Source organism: Micromonospora sp. NPDC003776, from assembly GCF_053605645.1.
Genome location: NZ_JBSGJR010000522.1, coordinates 1 through 4,988, shown reverse-complemented (window position 1 = coordinate 4,988; position 4,988 = coordinate 1). Strand labels below are relative to the sequence as shown.

The 4,988-nt window shown below is 72.7% G+C and carries 4 protein-coding genes; all 4 read right to left on the bottom strand.

Going from position 1 to position 4,988, the window contains the following annotated elements:
- Positions 1 to 2,241 (bottom strand): polyribonucleotide nucleotidyltransferase (locus ACWEVO_RS29885; RefSeq protein ID WP_452310814.1); only part of this gene is annotated, 2,241 nt, incomplete at its 3' end.
- Between the two features lie 219 nt (positions 2,242 to 2,460).
- Positions 2,461 to 2,730: a 30S ribosomal protein S15 gene (rpsO, locus tag ACWEVO_RS29880; RefSeq protein WP_043962418.1), complete on the bottom strand. Its 270-nt coding sequence runs from the start codon at positions 2,728 to 2,730 to the stop codon at positions 2,461 to 2,463.
- Between the two features lie 196 nt (positions 2,731 to 2,926).
- Positions 2,927 to 3,853 (bottom strand): bifunctional riboflavin kinase/FAD synthetase, encoded by a 927-nt coding sequence (locus tag ACWEVO_RS29875; RefSeq protein ID WP_452310813.1) that lies wholly within the window; start codon positions 3,851 to 3,853, stop codon positions 2,927 to 2,929.
- A gap of 43 nt (positions 3,854 to 3,896) precedes the next feature.
- Positions 3,897 to 4,853 carry a tRNA pseudouridine(55) synthase TruB gene (gene truB, locus ACWEVO_RS29870; RefSeq protein ID WP_452310812.1) on the bottom strand — a complete coding sequence of 319 codons (957 nt, stop codon included), beginning with the start codon at positions 4,851 to 4,853 and terminating at the stop codon, positions 3,897 to 3,899.
- Positions 4,854 to 4,988: the final 135 nt, after the last annotated feature.

Genomic DNA, 4,988 nt, shown 5'->3' with positions numbered 1-4,988 from the left:
ACCGCGGTCCCGGCCGGCCGGACGCTCGCCACCCGCGGCCTCACCGGCGGCCGGCGCCTCGGCGCCCTCCGGGCGGACCTTGTCCAGGTAGATCTTGCCGCGCTGGTCGATGTCGGCGATCTCCACCTCGACCTTGTCGCCGACGTTGAGGAAGTCCTCGACCTTCTCGACCCGCTTGCCGTCGCCCACCTTGGAGATGTGCAGCAGGCCGTCACGGCCCGGCAGGAGCGAGACGAAGGCGCCGAACGCGGCGGTCTTCACCACGGTGCCGAGGAAGCGGTCGCCCACCTTCGGCAGGGTCGGGTTGGCGATCGCGTTGATCCGCTCGACCGCGGCCTGGGCCGACGGGCCGTTGGTCGCGCCGACGTAGATGGTGCCGTCGTCCTCGATGGAGATCTCGGCGCCGGTCTCGTCCTGGATGGCGTTGATGGTCTGGCCCTTCGGGCCGATCACCATGCCGATCTTGTCGACCGGGATCTTGACGGTGGTGACCCGCGGCGCGTAGTCGCTCATCGTGGCCGGGCCCTCGATCGCCGACTGCATCACGTCGAGGATGGTCTGCCGGGCCTCGTGCGCCTGCTGGAGCGCGGCGGCCAGCACGTCCGACGGGATGCCGTCGAGCTTGGTGTCGAGCTGCAGCGCGGTGACGAAGTCCCGGGTGCCGGCGACCTTGAAGTCCATGTCGCCGAACGCGTCCTCGGCACCGAGGATGTCGGTCAGCGTCACGTACTGGGTCTTGCCCTCGACCTCGTCGGAGATGAGGCCCATGGCGATGCCGGCGACCGGCGCCTTCAGCGGCACACCGGCCGACAGCAGGCCCAGGGTGGAGGCGCAGACCGACCCCATCGAGGTGGAGCCGTTGGAGCCGAGCGCCTCGGAGACCTGGCGGATCGCGTACGGGAACTCCTCGCGCGAGGGCAGCACCGGGATCAGCGCCCGCTCGGCGAGCGCGCCGTGGCCGATCTCGCGCCGCTTCGGCGAGCCGACCCGGCCGGTCTCGCCGGTGGAGTACGGCGGGAAGTTGTAGTTGTGCATGTAGCGCTTGGACTTCTCCGGGGAGAGGGTGTCCAGCGACTGCTCCATGCGCAGCATGTTGAGCGTGGTGACGCCCAGGATCTGGGTCTCGCCCCGCTCGAACAGCGCCGAGCCGTGCACCCGCGGCAGCACGCCGACCTCGGCGGTCAGCGGACGGATGTCGCGCGGGCCGCGGCCGTCGATGCGGACCTGCTCGCGCAGCACCCGGCTGCGGACCTCGGACTTGGTCAGCGAGCGGAAGGCGGCGGAGAGCTCCTTCTCCCGACCCTCGAAGCGCGGGGCCAGCTCCTCGGCGACCTTGGCCTTGACCCGGTCCAGGGCCTCCTCGCGGTCGTGCTTGCCGGCGATCTTCAGCGCCTCGGCGACGTCGGCGCGGGCCAGCTCGGCCACGGCGTCGTACGCGTCGTCCTGGTAGTCCAGGAAGATCGGGAACTCGGCGACCGGCTTGGCCGCGACCTCGGCCAGCTCGCCCTGCGCCCGGCACAGCTCCCGGATGGCCGGCTTGGCGGCCTCCAGGCCGCTGGCGACGACCTCCTCGGTCGGGGCGGTGGCCCCGCCGGCGACCAGCTTCACGGTGTGCTCGGTGGCCTCGGCCTCGACCATCATGATCGCGACGTCGCCGTCCGGCAGGGCACGGCCGGCCACCACCATGTCGAAGGTGGCCCGCTCCAGCTCCTCGTAGGTCGGGAAGGCGACCCACTGGCCGTCGACGTGCGCCATCCGGGTGGCCCCGATCGGGCCGGAGAACGGCAGGCCGGAGAGCTTGGTCGACATCGAGGCGGCGTTGATGGCCACCACGTCGTACGGGTGCTGCGGGTCGAGCGCCAGCACGGTCTCGACGACCTGGACCTCGTTGCGCAGGCCCTTGACGAAGGACGGGCGCAGCGGCCGGTCGATCAGCCGGCAGGTGAGGATCGCGTCCTCGCTGGGCCGGCCCTCGCGGCGGAAGAACGAGCCGGGGATCCGGCCCGCGGCGTACATCCGCTCCTCGACGTCCACGGTCAGCGGGAAGAAGTCGAACGACTCCCGCGGCTGCTTGCTGGCCGTGGTGGCGGAGAGGACGACCGTCTCACCCAGCTGGGCGATGACGGAGCCGGCGGCCTGACGGGCCAGCCGGCCGGTGGAGAACGTGATCTCCCGGGTGCCGAAGGACCCGTTGTCGATCACGGCGGTGCGGGATTCGGTGCCGAGGTTGGTCTCGGTCATGTGCGATGGTGCTCCTTCGCGTCGTGGGCCACGACACCGGAGCTGCTCAGACGGCCGGTCTTCGATCGAAGCGCCCGGGTGGCCGGCATGATGCCGGGGTGCCCGGGGGCCACTACCGGAGACCGGTACGCTGACCGGCTCCCTGTCGGGTGGTCGCGCGGCCCTGTTCTTCTGTCTTACCGGAGCGGGGGAGCGGCCGTAGGCCACTCCCCCGTCACGTCATCGGCGCAGGCCGAGCCGCTCGATGAGCGACCGGTAGCGGTTGATGTCCTTCTTCTGGACGTAGTTGAGCAGCCGACGGCGACGGCCGACCAGCAGCAGCAGCCCACGGCGGCTGTGGTGGTCGTGCTTGTGCACCTTCAGGTGCTCGGTGAGCTCGGCGATCCGCTTGGTGAGGACCGCGACCTGCACCTCCGGCGAACCGGTGTCGCCCTCGGCGGTCGCGTACTCCGCGCGGATCTTGGCCTTTGCTTCCTGGTCGAGCGCCATGTTCTCCCTGTTTCGTGGGTCGTTCGATGAGGTCCGTCGGAGTGGTCGGAGTGACCTGGGGACGGACCGGTTCCTCGCACCCGCGGCGTCGTGCAGGCACGCGAGGCCCCGCGTCGGTCAGCCGACGTCCCTGCCAGACTACCAGCCCGGTCGGGTACCGCCCGGTGAAGGGCCGCGCCACGCCCCCGGGGCGGCCTCAGCCCAGCGCCCGGCGGGTCCGCTCGACGTCCTCGGCGATCTGGGCCACCAACGGCTCGACCGAGTCGTACGTCCGTTGTTCCCGCAGGTGCGACACGAAGTCCAGGGCCAGCCGCTCGCCGTACAGGTCGCCGGTGAAGTCCAGCGCGTAGGCCTCCACCCGGCGCTCCCGTCCGGAGAAGGTCGGGTTGGTGCCGATGGAGACGGCCGCGGCGAGCGGCTCCCGGCCGCGGCGGATCAGCCGGGCGGCGTAGACCCCGTCGGCGGGGACCGCCGCGTACCGGTGGCAGAGCAGGTTGGCGGTGGGATAGCCCAGCTCGCGCCCCCGCTGGTCGCCGCGGACCACCACGCCCTCCACCCGGTGCGGGCGGCCGAGCGCGGCCGCCGCCGCGGTCACGTCGCCGGCGTCGATGCAGGAGCGGATGTACGTGGAGGAGAAGACCGTTCCCGCCTCGGCGACCAGCGGCGCGCCCTGCACGGCGAAGCCGAAGGTGCGGCCGAGCCGCTCCAGCAGGGCCACGTCCCCGGCCGCCTTGTGGCCGAACCGGAAGTTGGCGCCGACCACCACCAGCGCGGCGTGCAGGTGCTCGACCAGGATGTCGTGCACGAACGCCTCGGCGGGCAGCCGGGAGAACTCCGGGGTGAACGGCACCACGCAGAGCACGTCGACGCCGAGGGCCTCGATCAGCTCCGCCTTGCGGGCCGGCTCGGTGAGCACGGCGGGGTGCGCGCCGGGCCGGACCACCTCGGCCGGGTGCGGGTCGAAGGTGACCACCACCGACTTGACGCCCAGCTCCCGGGCGCGGGCCACGGCGTGCCCGATGGTGGCCTGGTGCCCCTTGTGCACCCCGTCGAAGACGCCGATGGTGACCACCGAGCGGCCCCAACCGCCGGGTGCCGCCTCGTACCCCCGCCACCGCTGCATTTTCGCTCCTCCCCTGCTCGCCAGGTGCTCCGCGCCGCCGCCGTCAGGCCGGGGCCAGCACGATCTCCGCGCGGGCCCGGCCGTCCCGCTCGCTGACGATAGCGATCAACCCGCCCTCGGGACCGAACACCGCGTACGGGCCGGTGATGCCGGCGGGGTCCAGCGGGCCGCCGTGGGAGAGGATCTTCGCCTCGTCCGGCGTGGCGTCCCGGCGCGGGAAGAACCGGTCGGCGGCGGCGTCCAGCGGCAGGTTGACCACGTCGGGCGCGCGCCGTTCCAGCTCGTCGAGGGTGGCCGCCTCGGCCAGCGGGAAGCCGCCGACCGCGGTGCGGCGCAGCGCGGTCAGGTGGCCGCCGACCCCGAGCGCCAGGCCCGCGTCCCGGGCGATGGCCCTGATGTACGTCCCGGACGAGCAGGTCACGTCCACGTCCACGTCCACCACGTCCGGGGTGTCCCGGCGGATCGCCAGCACGTCCAGCCGGGAGATGGTGACCCGGCGGGCGGGCAACTCGACGCTCTCCCCCTCGCGCACCCGCTTGTACGCCCGCTGGCCGTTGATCTTGATGGCGCTCACCGCGCTCGGCACCTGGTCGATCTCGCCGGTGAGCGCGGCGAGGGCGTCCCGCACCGCGTCGTCGGTGACGCCCACGGTGGACGCGGTGGCGATCACGTCGCCCTCGGCGTCGTCGGTGACCGTGGCCTGGCCGAGCCGGATCGTCGCGGTGTAGCTCTTGCTGGCGCCGATCACGTAGGTGAGCAGCCGGGTGGCCCGGCCCACGCCGATCACCAGCACCCCGGTGGCCATCGGGTCCAGCGTGCCCCCGTGGCCCACCCGCCGGGTACGCGCCAGCCGCCGGATCCGCGCCACCACGTCGTGCGACGTCATGCCGGCGGGCTTGTCGACCACGATCAGACCGTCTGTGCTCACGACCGCCAAGCCTGCCAGACCGCGCCCTCCCGGCCGGGCGGGGGATACCGCTCCGGGGTGGCGAAGTGTCATAGTCAGGGACACCTCGCCCATTTCGCGCATCGGGGAACACGATGACCGATCGGCCGGAGTCCAGCGCACCCCGCAATCCCCACCCGCCGCTCCCCCACGGCGGCGGGCCGGGCACGGCCCCGCAGTGGCCGGGCC

Bases quoted from the DNA above. Each gene is read 5' to 3' on its own strand.
- rpsO (WP_043962418.1), bottom strand. From the start codon at position 2,730: ATGGCGCTCGACCAGGAAGCAAAGGCCAAGATCCGCGCGGAGTACGCG.
- ACWEVO_RS29875 (WP_452310813.1), bottom strand. From the start codon at position 3,853: ATGCAGCGGTGGCGGGGGTACGAGGCGGCACCCGGCGGTTGGGGCCGC.
- truB (WP_452310812.1), bottom strand. From the start codon at position 4,853: ATGACACTTCGCCACCCCGGAGCGGTATCCCCCGCCCGGCCGGGAGGG.